General features: G+C 72.2%; 13 protein-coding genes. 5 read left to right on the top strand and 8 right to left on the bottom strand.

What is annotated here, in order from left to right; genetic code table 11:
* Window positions 1-132: 132 nt before the first annotated feature.
* Entirely contained in the window at window positions 133-1,761 is a 1,629-nt protein-coding gene (pruA, locus tag BX285_RS25150; RefSeq protein ID WP_121178242.1) for an L-glutamate gamma-semialdehyde dehydrogenase, read from the bottom strand.
* 282 nt (window positions 1,762-2,043) lie between these two features.
* Between pruA and BX285_RS25145 the strand changes: the two genes are divergently transcribed.
* A complete protein-coding gene (locus BX285_RS25145; protein WP_257032360.1) occupies window positions 2,044-3,645 on the top strand; it encodes a CdaR family transcriptional regulator in 1,602 nt (533 codons plus the stop codon).
* A gap of 42 nt (window positions 3,646-3,687) precedes the next feature.
* Here BX285_RS25145 and BX285_RS25140 read toward each other — a convergent pair whose 3' ends face one another.
* Together BX285_RS25140 and BX285_RS25135 are read right to left on the bottom strand one after the other, a co-directional pair.
* A complete protein-coding gene (locus BX285_RS25140) occupies window positions 3,688-5,187 on the bottom strand; it encodes an alkaline phosphatase PhoX (protein ID WP_121178239.1) in 1,500 nt (499 codons plus the stop codon).
* Window positions 5,188-5,441: 254 nt separating this feature from the next.
* A complete protein-coding gene (locus BX285_RS25135) occupies window positions 5,442-6,656 on the bottom strand; it encodes a hypothetical protein (protein ID WP_121178237.1) in 1,215 nt (404 codons plus the stop codon).
* 149 nt (window positions 6,657-6,805) lie between these two features.
* On the opposite strand from BX285_RS25135, the gene BX285_RS25130 reads away from it, so the two are divergent.
* A complete protein-coding gene (locus BX285_RS25130) occupies window positions 6,806-7,279 on the top strand; it encodes a VOC family protein (RefSeq protein WP_121178234.1) in 474 nt (157 codons plus the stop codon).
* 37 nt (window positions 7,280-7,316) lie between these two features.
* On the opposite strand, the gene BX285_RS25125 is transcribed toward BX285_RS25130, so the two are convergent.
* Window positions 7,317-8,930, bottom strand: a complete 1,614-nt coding sequence (locus BX285_RS25125; RefSeq protein ID WP_259470781.1) for a hypothetical protein — start codon at window positions 8,928-8,930, stop codon at window positions 7,317-7,319.
* A 324-nt stretch (window positions 8,931-9,254) separates the two neighbouring features.
* On the opposite strand from BX285_RS25125, the gene BX285_RS25120 reads away from it, so the two are divergent.
* From BX285_RS25120 to BX285_RS25115, 3 genes are all read left to right on the top strand, one after another.
* Window positions 9,255-10,586 carry an MFS transporter gene (locus BX285_RS25120; RefSeq protein WP_183107217.1) on the top strand — a complete coding sequence of 444 codons (1,332 nt, stop codon included), beginning with the start codon at window positions 9,255-9,257 and terminating at the stop codon, window positions 10,584-10,586.
* Between the two features lie 272 nt (window positions 10,587-10,858).
* Entirely contained in the window at window positions 10,859-11,017 is a 159-nt protein-coding gene (locus BX285_RS37515) for a hypothetical protein (RefSeq protein ID WP_183107216.1), read from the top strand.
* Window positions 11,014-11,448: an NUDIX hydrolase gene (locus BX285_RS25115; protein WP_121178228.1), complete on the top strand. Its 435-nt coding sequence runs from the start codon at window positions 11,014-11,016 to the stop codon at window positions 11,446-11,448. Before BX285_RS37515 ends, BX285_RS25115 begins: the two co-directional genes overlap by 4 nt.
* A gap of 254 nt (window positions 11,449-11,702) precedes the next feature.
* On the opposite strand, the gene BX285_RS25110 is transcribed toward BX285_RS25115, so the two are convergent.
* The 4 genes from BX285_RS25110 to BX285_RS25095 all read right to left on the bottom strand — a co-directional run bounded on the left by BX285_RS25110 (window position 11,703) and on the right by BX285_RS25095 (window position 15,128).
* The gene (locus BX285_RS25110) at window positions 11,703-12,116 is read right to left on the bottom strand and encodes an NUDIX hydrolase (RefSeq protein ID WP_121178226.1); all 414 of its coding nucleotides are present in this window, start codon (window positions 12,114-12,116) and stop codon (window positions 11,703-11,705) included.
* A gap of 98 nt (window positions 12,117-12,214) precedes the next feature.
* Window positions 12,215-12,568 carry a MazG nucleotide pyrophosphohydrolase domain-containing protein gene (locus tag BX285_RS25105; RefSeq protein ID WP_259470780.1) on the bottom strand — a complete coding sequence of 118 codons (354 nt, stop codon included), beginning with the start codon at window positions 12,566-12,568 and terminating at the stop codon, window positions 12,215-12,217.
* 172 nt (window positions 12,569-12,740) lie between these two features.
* Window positions 12,741-14,147, bottom strand: a complete 1,407-nt coding sequence (gene tyrS, locus BX285_RS25100; RefSeq protein WP_121178223.1) for a tyrosine--tRNA ligase — start codon at window positions 14,145-14,147, stop codon at window positions 12,741-12,743.
* A 96-nt stretch (window positions 14,148-14,243) separates the two neighbouring features.
* A complete protein-coding gene (locus BX285_RS25095) occupies window positions 14,244-15,128 on the bottom strand; it encodes a glycosyltransferase family 2 protein (RefSeq protein ID WP_121178220.1) in 885 nt (294 codons plus the stop codon).
* Between the last annotated feature and the right edge of the window lie 184 nt (window positions 15,129-15,312).

The raw sequence follows: 15,312 nt of genomic DNA, 5'->3' as shown, positions 1-15,312 counted from the left end.
GCGTCCCAAGAAGGGTGGCGGTGGGCGACGGGTGGGAAGGGCCGCCGCCCCGGCGGGGCGACGCCCGGCTGCGGGACCGGGCGTCGCGGGTGACCGATGGCTACTGGGCGAGCCGACGGTTCAGGGGGCTGGTCAGCCCATGTGCGGGTAGCGGTAGTCCGTCGGCGGGACGAAGGTCTCCTTGACCGAGCGGGTCGAGGTCCAGCGCGCCAGGTTCTGCTTGGCACCGGCCTTGTCGTTGGTGCCGGAGGCCCGGCCGCCGCCGAAGGGCTGCTGGCCGACGACGGCGCCGGTCGGCTTGTCGTTGATGTAGAAGTTGCCGGCCGCGAAGCGCAGCTTCTGCATCGCGTCCTGGGCGGCCGCGCGGTCCTGGGAGATGATCGAGCCGGTCAGGCCGTACGGCGACACCGACTCCATCTGAGCCAGCATCTCCTCGTACTTCTCGTCCTCGTAGACGTACACGGCGAGGATCGGGCCGAAGTACTCGTCGCGGAAGTACTCGCTCGCCGGGTCCTGGCAGACCAGGACGGTCGGGCGGACGAAGTAGCCGACGGAGTCGTCGTAGGTGCCGCCGGCGATGACCTCGACCTGCGGGTCGGCCTGGGCGCGGTCGATCGCGGCCTTGTTCTTGGCGAAGGCGCGCTCGTCGATGACGGCCGACATGAAGTTGGACAGGTCGGTGACGTCGCCCATGGTGAGGCCGTCGACCTCGGCGGCGAACTCGTCCTTCAGGCCCGCCCACAGCGAGGCGGGGACGTAGGCGCGGCTGAGCGCCGAGCACTTCTGGCCCTGGAACTCGAAGGCGCCGCGGGTCATCGCGGTCTTCAGCACGGCCGGGTCGGCGGACGGGTGGGCGACCAGGAAGTCCTTGCCGCCGGTCTCGCCGACGATCCGCGGGTAGGTGCGGTAGCCGGCGATGTTGTTGCCGACCTCGCGCCACAGGTGCTGGAAGGTGGCGGTGGAGCCGGTGAAGTGGATGCCGGCCAGCGCCGGGTGCTTCAGCGCGACCTCGGAGACGGCCAGGCCGTCGCCGGTCACCATGTTGATGACGCCCTTGGGCAGACCGGCCTCCTCCAGCAGCTGCATCAGCAGGTGCGCGGAGTACTGCTGGGTCGGGGACGGCTTCCACAGCACCACGTTGCCCATCAGCGCGGGCGCGGTCGGCAGGTTGCCGGCGATCGCGGTGAAGTTGAACGGGGTGATCGCGTAGACGAAGCCCTCCAGCGGGCGGTGGTCGCTGCGGTTCCACACGCCGTCCGAGGAGATCGGCTGCTCGACCATGATCTGGCGGGCGAAGTGCACGTTGAAGCGCAGGAAGTCGACCAGCTCGCAGGGGGTGTCGATCTCGGCCTGCTGGGCGGTCTTGGACTGGCCGAGCATGGTGGCGGCGGCCAGGGTCTCGCGCCAGGGGCCGGCCAGCAGGTCGGCGGCCTTGAGGAAGATCGCGGCGCGGGAGTCGAAGGAGAGCGCCTGCCAGGCCGAGGCAGCGGCCAGGGCAGTGTCGATGGCTTCCTGCGCGTCGGCCTGGGTGGCGTTGCGCAGGGTGCCGAGCCGAGCCGCGTGGTTGTGCGGCTGGACGACGTGGATCTCGGTGCCGCCGCCCATCCGGCGCTCACCGTTGATCGTCATGGTCAGCTGGACCGGCTCCTGGCCGCCCAGCTCCTTCAGCTTGGCCTCCAGACGGGCCCGTTCCGGGCTCCCGGGGGCGTAGCTGTGGACCGGCTCGTTCACCGGCGCGGGGACCTGGGTCACAGCGTCCATAGAGCGCACGCTCTCCTTCGTTCAATGCGGGGGGATTGCCGGCGCGGGTCGCACGCCGGCCACAGCACGAACGCTATTCCTGGCCACCGGGCCACTTGATTGGCCGGGCGGCTAAATTCCCCCGTACGGCGTTGTCCGGCCCGACCAAGGAGGTCACACCGCGGTCACGGGGGCGGCCACGAGCACCGGCACCACCACGGCCGCCGAAGCCGAGCCGCACGGCTGTCCGCACGGCTAAAATCGACCGGACGCCGTTGTCCGAGCGGATGAAGGAGCCCCGGAGTGACCACCCCCGGCCTGCCGCTCCGCCAGCTGCTGATGTCCCTCGGCGAGCCCCTGGTCGAACTCCAGGCCGCCCCGCAGGGCCTGGACGTCCCGGTGCGCGACGTCGCGATCCTCGACCCGGAGGACCCACCGACCGCCGCCCCCGGCGAACTCGTCCTCGCGATCGGCGCCCGCGGCCGCGCCGCCCTACCCGCCCTGCGCGCCGCCGGCCGGGCGGGCGCGGCCGCCGTCGCGGTCAAGCTGGACGGCCCGGGCCAGGCCGACGCGCTGCGCGAAGCCGCCACCGAGGCGGGCGTGGCCCTGCTCTCGGTGCGCCGCGAGACCCGCTGGGAGCACCTGGACTCCCTGGCCCGGGCGATCATCGCCGGCCCGGACGCCCCGGACGCGCCCGGCGCCCCCGAACCCAACGCGGGCGACCTCTTCTCCCTCGCCCAGACCGTCGCCGTGCTCACCAACGGCATCGTCTCGATCGAGGACACCTCCAGCCGGGTGCTGGCCTACTCCCGCTCCTCCGACTCCGACGAGGTCGACGACCTGCGCCGGCTCTCCATCCTCGGCTGGCAGGGCCCGGAGCCATACCTGTCCAAGCTCCGCGAGTGGGGCATCTTCCAGCACCTGCGCAGCTCGGACGCCCCGATCGCGGTCGAGCCGCACCCCGAGCTCGGCCTGCGCCGCCGGCTGGCCGTCGGCATCCGGGCCGGGGCGCAGCCGCTCGGCACCATCTGGGTGCAGGAGGGCGCGCAGCCGCTGGCCCCGCTGGCGGAGCAGGCCCTGGTCGGTGCGGCGCGGGTCGCGGCGGCCCAGCTGGTGCGCCGCCGCCGGGAGCTGTCCGCCGACGTCCGGCTCACCCGGACGCTGCTCACCGGTCTGCTGGAGGGCTCCACCGGCCCCCAGTCGCTCGCCACCCACCTGGGCCTGGACGTGCGCCGCCCGGCCACCGTGCTGGCGTACGGCGCGCACACCACCGAGGCGCTGCACCGCGCCGACGTCACCGGCCTGATCTCGGTGCACACCGCCGCCCGGCACCGCACCGCGCTGCTCGCCCCGATCGAGTCCCGGGTGTACGTGCTGCTGCCCGAGCTGCCGCCCGGCCTGCCGATGGCCACCGTGCGCGGCTGGGCCTCGGAGGTGGTGACGGCCGCCCGGGAGCACCTCGGCGTGCCGCTGCGCGCCGCGATCGGCTCGACCGTCGACGGCCTGGCGCAGGTGCCCGACTCCCGTGCGCAGGCGGACCGCATCCTGGACGCGATGGGCCGCGGCGGGGTGGACCTGGACGTCGCGGCGCTGATCGACGTCCAGGCGGAGGTGCTGGTCAGCGAGGTGCTGGCGCTGCTGCAGGAGCGCGGGGGCCTGCGCGACCCCCGGCTGACCGCGCTCACCGCGTACGACCGCCGGCACGGCACCCGGCTCGCCGAGTCGGTGCTGGCCTGGCTGGACGCGCTCGGCGAGGTCCGGGTGGCCGCCGACGCCCTGCACATCCACCCCAACACCCTGCGCTACCGGGTGCGCCGCGCCGAGCAGTTGACCGGCATCGACCTCGCCCAGCCGCAGCAGCGGCTGCTGGCGATGCTGCAACTGCGGCTGCCCGCGGACGAGTAGGACACCCCCTGGTCCGCGGGCAGCCTGCGCAGGTCTAGCGGGTCACCGGCCGTAGCCCTGGCCGCGCTTGTGCTCGTTCAGCCGGTGCCACGGGCCGGTGATGGCCAGCTGGATGCCCGGCGTCTGGATGTTGGCGAACAGGGTCCTGCCGTCGTCCGAGAAGGTCACCCCGGTGAACTCGCTGAACTCGGGCTTCTCGGCGGTGCCGATGTTCAGCTCGTTGCGGGCGATCGGGTAGACCAGCCCGTCCTCGGTGGCGCCGAACAGGTGCGAGACGCCCTCGCCGTCCTCGCAGATCACGATGCCGCCGTACGGCGAGACGGTGATGTTGTCCGGGCCGTCGAAGTTGTCGTGGTCGCCCCAGACGTCGGTGTTGACGCCCAGCAGGACTTTCAGGGTGATGGTGCGGCGGGCCGGGTTGAAGAACCAGACCTGGCCGTCGTGCTGCAGCGGGCTCTCCGAACGGGCGTAGCTGGAGACGAAGTAGAAGCCGCCGTCACCCCACCACATGCCCTCCAGCTTGCGGGCCCGGGTGACCTCGCCGTCCTTGAACTGCTTGCGGACGGAGACGGTCCTGGCGTCGCGGTCCTGGACCTTGACCCAGTCCACGCCGTAGGTGGTGCCGACCTTGGTGGCGCGGGAGAGGTCGTCGACGAGCTTGCCCCGGGAGTCGAAGACCTTGAAGGCCTCCAGGGTGCCGGCGTCGGCGGCGAGCGCGCGCAGCCGGTAGCGGCCGTGCTCGAAGCCGGCCGGCGGGGTCCAGCGGAACAGCAGGCCGTTGGGGTTCGAGGCGTCCTCGGTCAGGTAGACGTGGCCGCGCCTGGGGTCCACCACGACGGCCTCGTGCGCGTAGCGGCCGAAGGCCTTCACCGGCTGCGGGTCGCGGTTGTAGTCGTCGTCGAACGGGTCGACCTCGAAGACGTAACCGTGGTCCTTGGTGAAGCCGTTCTTGCCGGCCCTGTCCTCGGTCTCCTCGCCGGACAGCCAGGTGCCCCACGGGGTGATGCCGCCGGCGCAGTTGGTGGCGGTGCCGGCGATGCCGACCCACTGCTCGACCGTGCCGTCCCGCTTGGCGTGCACGATGGTGCAGCCGCCGGCCGCGCCCGGGTCGTAGACGTGGCCCTCGGTCAGCGGCACCGGGTGCGGCCAGTTGGCGCGGGCGCCGGACAGCTCGTGGTTGACGACCATGTAGTTGCCGCCGTGCTCGTCCTCGAAGGCGGAGGTGCCGTCGTGGTTGCTCGGGGTGAACTCGCCGGTGCGCAGCCTGGTGACGCCGGCCCGGTTGAGGACCTTGTACGCGAAGCCCTTGGGCAGCGACAGCAGGCCGGCCGGGTCCTGGACGAGCGGGCCGTAACCGACGGCGGTGCCGCCGGCCGCGTTGGTCCCGGCGGCCGTGGCGGTCGCGGCGGCCGGGGCCTCACCGCCGGCCGGGGCGGCGATCGCGCCGGGGGCGCTGGCCAGGGCCTCGGCACTACCGGCGATCAGGACACCGGCCCCGACGATGGTGGAACGGTTGACGAAGTCCCGGCGGGACAGCGACATGGCAGCAACTCCTGGGGGATGAACGGGGCGTCCGGGCGGGGTGTCCGGGGCAGGTCATCGGCGGGATGCCGACGCCCAGCAGGCTCCGCCGAGCGGGTGAACCCGGCATGACGTCCACCTCACGCCGAGGCGGCCATTTGCCAACCGATGACCGACGCATGACCTCCGCTTTGCCAAACCGGCTTTGCCAAACCGTCGCTTCGCCGACCGCCGTCAGCGCAACTCCGTCCCGCCCGTCGGCGCCGTCCCGACCGTCAGCGCCGCGCCGCCCGCCACTGCTCCCAGGCCGCCAGCCACAACTGCTCGGCCAGCGCGTGCTCCTCCCAGACCCCCGCCCCGCCGCCGCCCGGCCGCTCCCGCCACAACTGCTCCCAGGCCCGTTGCGCGGGCAGGCTGGCCACCTCGCTGGCGAACACCGTGTACCGGACGACCTCCTCGACGGCCGCCTCGCCCTCCGCCGTGCCGACCAGCCAGTGCGTCTGCTGCGACAGCCGGTTGAGGTGGTTGACCATCGAGGTCACCGCCGCCGCGGCCTCCTCCCGGGTCTCGGTGGCCAGCCGCATCTGCTGGCGCACCGCCGCCTCCCAGCGCACCGCGCAGGCATCCCCGCGCAGCCCGCGCGGCAGCCTCGGCGTGCGCCCGGCCCGGACCTGCGCCTCGATCGCGGCGGTCTCCGCGATGCTCTGGGCGATCAGCGCCCGGTGCGTCTCCAGCCCGACGGCGGGCGGCAGTTCACGCTCCTCGACCGGGACGTACCGGGCCTGCCGGGTGGCGAGGTCGCGCAGCAGGTCGGTGCGCCCGCGCAGGTACCGCTCGAAGTCCGTGATCCCGCCGAGCTCCACCCGGCCCGGGTCGACCCCGCGCCCGCACACCGTCACGGTCAGCCCGCCGACCCGCAGCCGCCCGGCCCACACCGGCCCGGCGCCGTCCACGGCGACGCCGCCCGCCGAGGCTCCGGCGCCCACCGGGCAGCCGGGCCGCAGCACCGGCCGGTCCTCGTGCACCTCCACCGCGCAGGGCTCGCCGTCCACCGTGATCCACTCGCGCAGCGCCCGCACCCGGCCCGGCCCGTCGCCCTCGTCCACGCCCAACTGCTCGTACACGCGGTCCCGTTCGTCCTCGACCACGTCCTCCAGCTCGGGCAGCGGCTCGCACCGCTCGGCCCCCGGCCGGTAGGTGCGCACGGTCACGTACGGTCCGGCCGCCGAGCGCCACTCGCCGCACTGCACCTCGACCCAGCGCAGCACCCCGCTGGAGGTCTCGAAGGCGGCCAGCGCCTCCCCGGTACGGGCCGGCCCGTCGGTCACTCCGTACACCGGGAAGTCGGCCGCGGCGAGGGTCCGGCGGGAGAACTCCTCCTGGTCGGCGAAACGATCCTCCCGGACCGTCCCGTCCGGGGCGGGGCCCGAAGGCCCGGTGTTCCACTCCTGGTGCCTGCCGCCGCTCTCCCGCATCATCCTGTGCCGCACCCCCGAGTCCTCGCGCCCGCACCGCTGACGCCACCTTACGTGCCCGCCGCTGCCGGGTCATCAGCTCGGCTGCCGGACCGGGGCGGTGGACGCCGGCGACAGTCGTGTCAGGAGGCCCCGTTGTCAGCCGCCCTCCCTAACCTGGCGGCATGACAGCACAGAGCAGCACGGCGGAGGGCACCGCGCCGCAGGCCGGTTTCCCCGCCAGGATCAGCATCGTCACCCTCGGGGTGTCCGACCTCGACCGCAGCACCGCCTTCTACGAGGCCCTCGGCTGGCGGCGCTCCACCGCCTCCAGCCCGGAGATCGTCTGGTTCCGCACCGCCGACTCGGTGCTCGGCCTCTTCCCCACCGAGGAGCTGGCCGCCGACGCCGGCGTCCCCGCCACCGGCGAGCCCACCTTCCGCGGCGTCACCCTCGCGGTGAACCTGGAGTCCCCCGCGCTGGTGGACGCCGCGCTGGCGACGGCGGTCGAGGCCGGCGCCGTGGTGGTCAAGCCGCCGGTCCCGACCGCCTGGGGCGGCTACTCCGGCTACTTCGAGGACCCGGACGGCCACCTCTGGGAGCTGGCCCACAACCCGTTCTTCCCCTTCACCGAGGACGGCTCCCTGGACCTCCCCTGAGCCTGAGCTCTGCCCGCCGCCGACTCGGTTCCTCGGCTCAGTTCTTCGACCGCGCCTTGAAGGCCGCCTTGCGCGCCTCCTTGGCCAGCGCCCGCTCCGGGTGCAGCTCCCCGATCGCCTCCAGGACGTCCGCCGTGTACGGGTGGTCGACCCGCCACAGCTCGCCGAACCACCCCGCCGGGTCGTCGGTCACCGGCAGGTCGGTGATCAGCTCGCGCAGCAACTCGGCGTCGCCGCCGTTGTCCAGCAGCTGGGCCGCGAAGGTGTCGACCACCGTCCACAGCGCCATCGTCCGGTCCGGCACCGGCACGTCCGTCGCGCCCTGCGCGGTCAGCCAGGCCCGGGCCGAGCCGCCCAGCTCCGGGTCGTCCAGCACCTCCCGGACGGCCGGCTCGGAGCCGGGCCCCAGCAGGTTGAGCGCCGAGACGCAGAGCATCCGCCGCAGCGGGCCGTACGCGTCGCTGCCCCGTGCGGCCGCCAGCAGCTCGCGCGCCGCCGCCACCGGCTCCCGGCCGGCGGTCCAGACCCGCAGCTCCTCCTCCGGCAGCACGTTGGCCGACTCGCACACCGCGCGCAGCAGCTCGGCCGCGTCCCCCTGGGCCAGGTCGCCGACCAGCGGCGCGTCGTAGCCGTCCTCCAGCAGCCACTGCCGGATGCCGTACTGGCCGAGCGGGGTGAGCCGGACCAGGCCGAAGCGGGCCGACTCCTCCTCGTCCAGCGGCTCCTCGCCGACGACGGCGGCCTCCTCGCCGTCCTCCTCGTCGAAGAGCTCCGGGTCGATCGGGCGGTACTCCAGCAGGCCCAGCTCGGCCAGGTCGCCCAGCATCGGGTCGAGCGCGACCATCACGTCGGTGATGTCGCCCAGCAGCTCCTCGTCGGGCTCCTCGCCCTCCGGCACCACCAGCAGCGCGGCGAGCACGCCCAGCGGCACGGTCTCGTTGCCCGGCTCGGCAAAGGCGGTGGTCTCGTAGAGCACCTGCAGGGCCTCGTCCAGCAGTTCGGCAGCCGCGTCCCGGGCCTCCTCGACCTCGTTCAGGCCGTCCTCGTCCTCCTCCGCCGCGGCTTCCCCGGGCTCGCCGTCCTCCTCCGGCAGCGAGTCCGCCTCCACGGCGAGCTCCCGGACGATTCCGGCAGCGGTCAGCCACAGCTCCAGGACGGTCTCGGTGTCGCCCTGCTCGGCGGGTTCGAGGTCCGGCCCGGGGACGGCGACGTGCTCGCCCTCCGCGGTCGTACCCAGCTCCACCAGGTCCAGGTCGCAGGCCAGCGACCAGGCGCGCAGGGCCTCGACCTCGGCCTCCTCGGGCACCTCGCCCTCGGCCGGGGCCAGGCCCAGCAGCCGGGCCGCGGGCGCCCGGTCCTCCTCCACGAGGTCACCGAACTCGTCCACCGTCCGGTGCGGGGCGGCCCAGCGGGCCAGCGCCAGCGCGTACCCGAGCATCGGGACGGCCTTCGCCTGCGCGGCCAGCTCCTCCTCCGGGGGCAGCTTCACCGGCGGTACCAGCACGGCCGCGTCGTCCAGGTCCTCGTCATCCAGCCCGTGCGCGGCGAAGGCCCCGTAGAGGTCCTGGAGCTCCAGGTCGGCGGGCAGGACCGCCTCGACCGCACCCTCTCCCCCTGAAGCACCGGCGTTCTTCCGACGTCGTCCGGCCATCGTTGTGCGCTCTCCCTCAGCCAGCGGTCAGCCCAACAGCGCCGCGTACCCGATCCACCACCTCAGCGTATAGGCCGGGCACCTCCGATGCCCGGCCTCAAGGGGCGCGCACAGGGGCGCGCGGCGTATCCGTGCGCCCACCCCTTATCCTTCGATCTGGTACCGCGCACACCCCGCGCGGGCCACTCGGGCAACGAAGCCCCCTGCCACACTCATCCGCTCCATCAGGGAGCCCGCACCGCGGCCACCACCACAGCGCCTCAGGACGGGCGCGCCGGCACACCCTGCCGCCCCGGTGGGGCCCAGCCACAGGAGACCCCTGAGATGGCGGACCTCTCCCCCGCCGGCTCCGGCCTGCGCACCGCGCAGCTCGACGGACGCCGACTGTCGGAGGCCCTGCTCCCCCTGGAGCTCGCGCCGCGCGCCCAGCTCCAGCTCGCCGCGATCAGCCGCTGGAACGCGCTGCGCGGCGTCCGCGTCGGCCTGGTGGCCGCCGCCCTGCTGTTCATGCTCATCGGTGCCAACCTGGCGACGCCGATCTACCCGCTCCTCCAGCAGCGCCTCGGCCTCGGCCCGCTCGACACCACGATCCTCTTCACGATCTACGTGTTCGCCCTGGTCCCGGTGCTGGCCATCGTCGGCCACTGGTCCGACCACCTCGGCCGCCGCGCCCTGATCCTGCCTGCCGTCGGCCTGGCCGCCGCCGGCGACGTGGTGTTCGCGACCTCGGGCAGCTTCTGGCAGCTCGCCGCCGGCCGGGCGATCCAGGGCATCGCCGTCGGCCTCTCCACCGGCGCCGCCGGAGCCGCCCTCGGCGACCTGCTGCCCGACCACCCGACGCTCGCCGCCAAGCTCACCCTGGCCTGTTCCGCAGGAGGCGTCGCCCTCGGCCCGATCGTCGGCGCCCTGCTCTCCGGCGGCTCCGACCCGCTGCTCACCCCCTTCCTGCTGCACGCCATCGCGCTGCTGGCGCTGTGCGTGCCGCTGGCCGTCGTCCACCCCCGGATGCCCGGCCGCAACCGCCCGCCGGCCTCCCCGCCCCGCATCACCACCCCGGCCCACCTGCGCCCGCAGCGCCTGCGACTGCCGCGCACCGGCCGCCGCGAGTTCCTGCTCGCCGCCACGGCCGGCTTCATCTCCTACGCGGTCTTCGGCGTCTACCTCAGCCTGGCCCCGGCCTTCGCCGCCAAGCTGCTGCACACCCCCTCGCACCTGGTCGGCGCCGTCGTGGCCGCCCTGCTGCTCGGCTCCTCGGCCACCGCCCAGCTGCTCGTCCCCCCGACCTCCGACCGCCTGGTCATCGCCCTCGGCATGACCGGCCTGGCCACCGGCCTGGGCCTGGTCGTCGCCGCCGGCTACACCGGCACCCCCGCACTCCTCTTCATCGGCAGCGTCCTCGGCGGCTCCTGCCAGGGCGTGGCCTTCCGCTCCCTGTTCACCACCGCCGTCGCCGCCCTCAACTCGGAACGCCGCGGCTCCGAACTGAGCGCCCTCTGGGTCATCGTCTACCTCGGCAGCTCCCTCCCCATCGTCATCGTCGGCGCCCTGGTCCAGCACTACGGCCTCCTCCCCGCCGTCAGCGGCTTCGCCACCCTCGCGGCCGTCCTGTGCGCGGCCCTGGCAGTCGCCGTCGCCCGCAAACCCAAGGCAGCCTGACCCGCACACCCGAACGCCGCTGCCCGGGACTTCCGAAGGGGAAGTCCCGGGCAGCGGCGTTCCCGCCACCGGGGTGAACACCCGCGCATCAGCTGCTTCGTTGAGCAGGGCTACCGCCGTTCCCCACCATCCACCCCCCACCCGCCTCCCGGCGGGTGCCCGCCCCGGGCCTCTCCGCGCGCCACCCCGCAGGGCGGCGCGCGGAGACGCCGGAGCAAGGCGAGCTGCCCGTCGGAGGAACGCCCGTAGGCCGCTCCAACTACCAGATGCCGTTGGCGAAAGGGTGGGGGTTCCGCCTCCCGGTCGCCGAGCACGCCCACGCTCACACGATCAAGCTCCCGGTCTGGCATCGTGAACAGGATCTGGAGCCGGCCGAGCAGTCCGTCCGCGCGGCCATCAAGATCAGCGACCACCACGAGGAGCTGCTGTGACCGTCACCTCCCCCGAGTTCGCCGCCGGCTTGTCAGCCGAGGCCGAAACCGCCGGGATCACCGGGTTCGTCGCCGCCGCCGTGATCAACCACGAGGGCCGCATCCTGCTCGTGCGCCGCAACCCCGACGACTACATGGGCGGCCTGTGGGAGATCCCCTCCGGAACGGTCGAGCCCGGGGAGACCATCCTGGACGCCCTCCACCGGGAGACGGCCGAGGAGACCGGCCTGGCCATCGACCAGGTCACCGGCTACATCGGGCACTTCGACTACGAGAACAGCCGCGGCGGCACCACCCGCCAATTCAACTTCGCAGTCACCGTCGAGAAGACCGAACCGGTCGTCCTCACCGAGCACGACACCCACCAGTGGGCCCTCCCCAGCGACCTGCCCGAGGTGAGCGACGCGGTTCGCGAGCTGATCACACGCTGAGATGTACGAGAGTGGCGGGGCCCGTCGGATTCCCCGAGGGGCCCCGCCACACTGCGGTCAAGACCACCTGCTGCGAGTCAAAAAGGGTGGGTTCCGCCTCCGCCCACTGGATGTGATCCAGCGGGCAAAAGTGCCGCCAGCCGGGAGGTGTGGGCGCGGGGTGTGTCGGCGCCCCAGGCGTTGATGCGCACAAGGTCCATGGCGGCGCCGGTGCGACCTCCGGCTCCATGGGTGGCCAGCCATGGAGCCGGGGGTCAGGCAGTCAGCGCAATGTCCAGGTACGCCTGCACCGGCTCGAAGAGCCCGTACGGCACGTACTCGGAGATCTCGGCAAGGGCCACCCACGCGAGGGCGTCCAGCTCGTCCGTGTCCACCACCTCGGCAGTGCCGCTCACGACCTCACAGGCCGTATACGACATCAGCCGCCCGGTCTTCGGGTGCACGCGCTCGCCCAGCAGCTTGACCGCGGCCACGCCCAGGCCCGTCTCCTCCGCAGTCTCGCGGACAGCCGCCTCCTCGGGCGACTCGCCGGGCTCGATCTTGCCGGCCGGGAACTGCCAGGAGAGCTGGCCCTCGCTCACCCGCCGCCGGACCATCAGAACACGGCCCATCTGGACCACGATCGCGGCGGCAATACCCGGGCGATCTTCCGCAGTCTGCTGTGTCACGTCTACTCCTCCAGGATGCGGTGTCGGCCTCGATGCGGTCCTCCTCGCCGATGAGCCAGCCGTAGCTCATGGACTACGAGACGCTCGCGAATTGCAGCCTACTGACCCACAACTCCCGGATTTCCAGGCGGCAACTTGGCGCTGATCGCCTGGCCGAGCTTGTTCATTTCTCGGTCGAAGACCGACTCAAGATCGACCTGGTAGCAGTGCGCCAGGATCAGGACTGACCATAGACAGTCGGCGAGTTCGTGCTCCAACGCCGCCCGCCCGCCCGACATTTCCCGAGCACCTTCTTGGGCCATAACGAGCTTCGCCAGATCGCCCACGTCGCCGACGAACCCCAGCATGAACTCCTCACGCGTCCAGGTCCGGCCACGCTCATGCTGGTTCAACGAACCGTATAGATCGTGAATCCGCAGAGCGCATTCCTGTAGTTCACGAATATCCATCATCTGCTCCGCGTGTAGATGATCAACCGCCCAGCCAGTCCGCCGCCCGGCCCAGCCCGATCCAGACCGAATCCCGGGCGAGGACCATCCACCCACGATCACAACGGCGAGTCACCACTCGTCAGCATGTGGTGTGGTGGTGGGGCCGGGCCCGGCCCCACCACCACACCACTGGTCAGACGTCGATACGGGCGATCTTCCGGCCCGCCTTGAGATAGAAGGTCGCCTCTCCGGCGAGTTCAGCTTCGCCTACGAGCGCGGACAGCGCCTGCTGGGTGCTGACCTCGTCGAGCTGAGTGGTGTGCTGATCGCCGTCGACGCCCTCGGCGATCAGGCGGAGGCCGTTCTGAGCAGCAACTCGGCGGGCGGCCGAGTTGCTGGCGGCGAAGCCCAGGACCTGAGTAAGCAGGGTGACCAGCGGGGTCTCGGCGTGCTCCTGGAACGAGACGGCCGGGAGGTTCTGCGCCTCGCCGAAGGTCCGCTTGGAGAAACGGGCGGTGAACTCGGCACGGGCGGCCTCGGCGGCCTTCAGGCCGTGCAGGGCTGCGGTCACCTCGCCGGCCAGGATGCGCTTGACGGCCATGGGGTGCGCGGTGCCGTCCGCCATCCGGCCGGTGACGGTCGTGATCTCCTCGTCGGTCCACTCGGTGAGCTGCTTGAGGTAGGGCTCGATGAGGTGGTCCGGGATGGACATCACACGGCCGAAGATCTCGTCCGCGGAGGATGAGAGTCCGACGTAGTTGCCCTTGGACTTGCTCATCTTGGCGCCGGTGCCGTCGGTGCCCTCGATGAGCGGAGTGGTGATGATGATCTCGGGGGTCTGGTCGCGGATCTCCATGACCTTGCGGCACATCTGGAGATTCAGGAGCTGGTCCACACCGCCGAGTTCGACGTCCGCAGTGATGGCCACGGAGTCGAGGGCCATCACGACGGAGTAGACGAACTCGGCGACTGACAGGCCATCACCCGCAGCGAGGCGGTTGCGGAAGTCGTCGCGCTGGAGCGTCATCGAGACCGGGACGTGGGCCAGGATGCCCACCAGCTCGGGCAGGCTGACCTTGTTCAGCCACTCGCCGTTGAAGCGCAGGTCCGCACGTGTGAAGTCGATGAACGGCGTGACCTGCTGCTGGTAGCCGCTGAGGTTGTGAGCGATGTCGGCGTCGGTCAGCGGCGGTCGCTCCGAGGAGCGCCCGGACGGGTCACCGATCTTGGCGGTGACGTCGCCGATGATGAAAACGACGTGGTGCCCCATCCGCTGGAACCGGGACGCGATGATGATCGGCACCGAGTGGCCCAGGTGCACGTCCGGGGACGTCGGGTCGATCCCGTACTTGACCACGAGCGAGCGCCCCTCCCGCTGGGCAGCGGCGATCTTCTCCGCGAGCCCGGAGGCGGAGGGGATGACGTTGATCGCACGGCCTTCGACCAGTGCGGCCTGCTCGGCCGGCGAGAGGTCGGACAGGTCCAGCGAGCGCCGGCGATAGGTCTCTTCCAAGAGCCGGGCGACCGTATAGTCCGCGGCCAGGTCCGATCCCTTGAGGATCTCCATGGCGCGGACTACGGACTCGCTGAGACGGCTCATGGCGTCGTTACGCTCCTGGATCTGTTGGCTGGCGTGGCCAGCGGGCATGGGAGAAGCAGGTGATTTTAGCACCGGCGTATCCGGAATCGCGTTCATTTAGTTACCGTGCACTTCGGTGGCGGCGTGGAGAACCGCCAGGGCCGGAGCGGCAGTTGAGGTCGGCGGCGGTGGGGCGAGCGGGCGGTCACGGGCGACGCTCCAGAGACTGCGCAGCCACGCCGAGAGCGGTGCCCGGCCGCGGAGGGAGTGGCGGAGCATCGCAACGAGCGGGCGGAAGGTGCGGAGGCGCTGGCCCTGCTGAAGGTGGGCTTCCACGCGGTGCCCGGCGGCGCGGGCGCGGTAGCGGTGGGAGATGCGGCGCAGTGCGGCGGCGGTGGCCCAGGCGGGCGGGGCGGCCGTCAGGGCGATGAGGCGGTCGGCGAGGTCCACGCAGACATCAGCGCGGTAGTGCTGGGAGGAACCGTTGAGGGTCCGGTCGGTCATGCTCGCCGGGTGGAGCCGGTAGTTCACCAACGGCTCGGTGAGGGTGTGCCCGTGGCCGGCGTCGCGCAGCGCGTGGAAGTGGATCTCGTTCGTCACGGGGAGGAGGCTGCGAGCGGCGTCACGGTGGACGAGGAGGCTACTGGTGTTGCCGCCGGGGTGGGGCTCGGGCAGCAGAGGGCGCCCGTCGACGCCGACGACGGTCTCCCAGTGGTCGATCAGGAGGCGATCGGGGGTGATGGCCTCGGCGCAGGTGCGGAGTTTGGCGGGGTGGAACCAGTCATCGGCGTCGAGTGGGGCGATCCAGTCGCCCTCGGCGAGGAGCACGGCGTCGGTGAGGGTCTGGGCGAACCCCCGCTGGGGGCGGCGCACGATGCGGACATGGTCCTGGTGGCGGCGGCAGATCTCGGGGGTGTCATCGGTGGAGCCGTCGTCGATGACCACGATCTCGTGGAGGGTGTAGTTGCCGGCGTCCAGCATGAGGGCGAGCGCTTCGCCCATACGGTTCTGCGCACTGCGGGCACGGGCAATTTCGAGCAGGTGCGGTACTCGGCGTTCGGTCGGCTTCGCCTATCTTCGTCAGGACCATCGCGGCGCCTTGGTAGGCTATAGCGAGCAACGCCCTGGCCTGCTGCTGTTGATCGCCCTCGTACATGCGCACCGCGCGCTGGGCCTGGGAGAGGAT

Origin of the sequence: Streptomyces sp. 1114.5, assembly GCF_003635085.1 — a bacterium.
Classification (GTDB): Bacteria; Actinomycetota; Actinomycetes; order Streptomycetales; family Streptomycetaceae; genus Kitasatospora.
The sequence above is the reverse complement of the archived record's forward strand: the minus strand, read 5'-3'. Positions and strand labels throughout refer to the sequence as shown.

Excerpts from the sequence above, each read along its gene's own strand:
- pruA (WP_121178242.1), bottom strand. The coding sequence starts at position 1,761 with ATGGACGCTGTGACCCAGGTCCCCGCGCCGGTGAACGAGCCGGTCCAC.
- BX285_RS25140 (WP_121178239.1), bottom strand. The coding sequence starts at position 5,187 with ATGTCGCTGTCCCGCCGGGACTTCGTCAACCGTTCCACCATCGTCGGG.
- BX285_RS25130 (WP_121178234.1), top strand. The coding sequence starts at position 6,806 with ATGACAGCACAGAGCAGCACGGCGGAGGGCACCGCGCCGCAGGCCGGT.
- BX285_RS25125 (WP_259470781.1), bottom strand. The coding sequence starts at position 8,930 with ATGGCCGGACGACGTCGGAAGAACGCCGGTGCTTCAGGGGGAGAGGGT.
- BX285_RS25120 (WP_183107217.1), top strand. The coding sequence starts at position 9,255 with ATGGCGGACCTCTCCCCCGCCGGCTCCGGCCTGCGCACCGCGCAGCTC.
- BX285_RS25105 (WP_259470780.1), bottom strand. The coding sequence starts at position 12,568 with ATGATGGATATTCGTGAACTACAGGAATGCGCTCTGCGGATTCACGAT.
- tyrS (WP_121178223.1), bottom strand. The coding sequence starts at position 14,147 with ATGAGCCGTCTCAGCGAGTCCGTAGTCCGCGCCATGGAGATCCTCAAG.
- BX285_RS25095 (WP_121178220.1), bottom strand. The coding sequence starts at position 15,128 with ATGGGCGAAGCGCTCGCCCTCATGCTGGACGCCGGCAACTACACCCTC.